The 2,027-nt window shown below is 65.5% G+C and carries 2 protein-coding genes; both read right to left on the bottom strand.

Translation table 11 applies throughout. The annotated features are described in order from the left end of the window. A partial coding sequence (locus tag EOA60_RS30610; protein ID WP_128312442.1) for an HPr kinase/phosphorylase occupies positions 1-344 on the bottom strand: 344 nt, incomplete at its 3' end. Positions 345-369: 25 nt separating this feature from the next. Then, positions 370-2,027 (bottom strand): sensor histidine kinase (locus EOA60_RS30605; RefSeq protein WP_128312441.1); only part of this gene is annotated, 1,658 nt, incomplete at its 5' end.

Below are 2,027 nucleotides of genomic sequence, written 5' to 3'. Positions count from 1 at the left end.
TCCTGGAAGCGGGCCATTTCCTCTTTCGGCACCAGCCGGACGTGCAGGTCGATCACGCCGCCCGGCTCGAACGGCAGCGGGCTCGGAATGAAGCCGGGCACTTCGGCGAGACCGGCGATGGTGGCCGGCGCCCGGCACACCAGCCGCCCGTGACGCGGGGCGGCAAGCAGCCTGTCGTCGCCGATCAGTCGCGAACACAGCCCGCGCACCCGGCAATGATCGATGAGCGTCAGCGCCAGCGTCGTCTTGCCGGCGCCGGACGGCCCGGTGATGAGGACGCCGCGATCGCCGATCAGGATCGCCGTTGCGTGGATATTTTCGGGCTTCACGGCAGGATCGGACATGATCGTTTCTGTCTGGGAACGGAGATCAGCCTTCGGCCGGCAGGGTCACCACGAAGCGCGCGCCCTTGATCTCGCCCGGCTTGGTGCCGGGGATGTTTTCCGCCGTCAGCGTGCCGCCATGCGCTTCGACGATCTGGCGGCTGATCGACAGGCCCAGGCCGGAGTTCTGGCCGAAGGCCTCACCGGCGGGCCGGTCGGTATAGAAGCGCTCGAAGATGCGATCGATCTTTTCGGCTCTGATGCCCGGACCGTTGTCGTCGACGGTGACGATGTTGAACTTGCCGGCGCGCGCCAGCGAGATGGTGATATGGCCGTGTTCCTCGGGAACGAAGGAACGCGCGTTCTCGATCAGGTTGGTGATGACCTGGCCGATCCTCAGATCATGGCCGACGACGACATAGCCTTTGACGCCCTGCGGCAGCTTGGCGACCTTGAGCTCGATCTCGACCGACTTCTTGTTGCGCGTCGTCTCGCGCGAGACCGCGACAAGATCGGTGATGAACTTCTTCAGGTCGACCGTCGAGGCATCCTCGCGCGCCAATTCGGCATCGAGCCGCGAGGCATCGGAAATGTCGGTGATCAGCCGGTCGAGCCGCTTCACGTCGTGCTGGATGATTTCCATCAAACGCTCGCGTGAGGTGTCGTTCTTGGCCAGAGGCAGCGTTTCGACCGCGCTGCGCAGCGAGGTCAGCGGATTCTTGAGCTCGTGCGAGACATCGGCAGCGAAGCTTTCGATCGCCTCGATGCGCGCATAGAGCGCGTTTGTCATGTCGCGCACCGCGATCGACAGATTGCCGATCTCGTCCTGACGGTCGGAGAAGTCAGGGATCTCCTCGCGGTTCTTGACGCCGCGCCGCACCCGTACGGCAGCAGCCGACAGCCGCCGCAGCGGATTGGCGATCGTGGAGGCCAACAGCAGCGAGAGGATGGCCGTGACGAGCGCCGCGATGCCGAACACGCGCAGGATCGCCTTGCGTTCGGCCGCGACGATCTTGTCGATGTCGCCGCCTTCGGTGGACAGCATCAAGACCCCGAGCACGGCGCGGAAGCGCTGGATCGGCACCGCCACCGAGACGATCTGTTCGCCCTGCTCGCTTACCCGCACGATGGTCGAGGGACTGCCGGTCAGCGCCTTGACCACTTCGGGGAAGGCCGCGCCATTGCCGCCGGGCTGTTCGTGATAGACGGGCAGGTCCTTGTTGCGGAAGAAGTCGAAGACGAATTTCTCGACGCGCTCCAAAAGGCCGGGCTGCTCGTCGTCGACAGGCGGGAGGTCGTAGCGCAGGATCTGGCCGCGCGAATAGAGATGCCGCGAATCGAGCAGCAGGTTCGCGTCGCGGTCGTAGATGCGGGCGCGCGTGCGGGTCGGCGAGATCAGCCGCCGCAGCACCGGCGCCACGCGCTCGGGATTGATCGGGAAGTCGAGATTGTCGAGCTGGTCCGAGCCTGGCCCCAGGCTTTCGCCGGCCTGCAGCTCGAGCAGCTTTTCCGGATCGATGCTGATCGAGTCGGTCTCGACCGTCGCCGAGGCCGCGATGGCGCCGGCGATGATCTCGCCTTGCGTCATCAGGCTTTCGACGCGGGCGTCGATCAGCCCGTCGCGGAAGGTGTTGAGGTAGAGGATGCCCGTGACCAGCACGGCAAGGCCGGCCAGGTTGAGAAACAGGATGCGCCGCGTCAGGC

Origin of the sequence: Mesorhizobium sp. M1A.F.Ca.IN.020.06.1.1 (assembly GCF_004023265.1) — a bacterium.
GTDB lineage: Bacteria > Pseudomonadota > Alphaproteobacteria > Rhizobiales > Rhizobiaceae > Mesorhizobium.
This window is presented reverse-complemented; position numbering and strand designations above follow the sequence as displayed.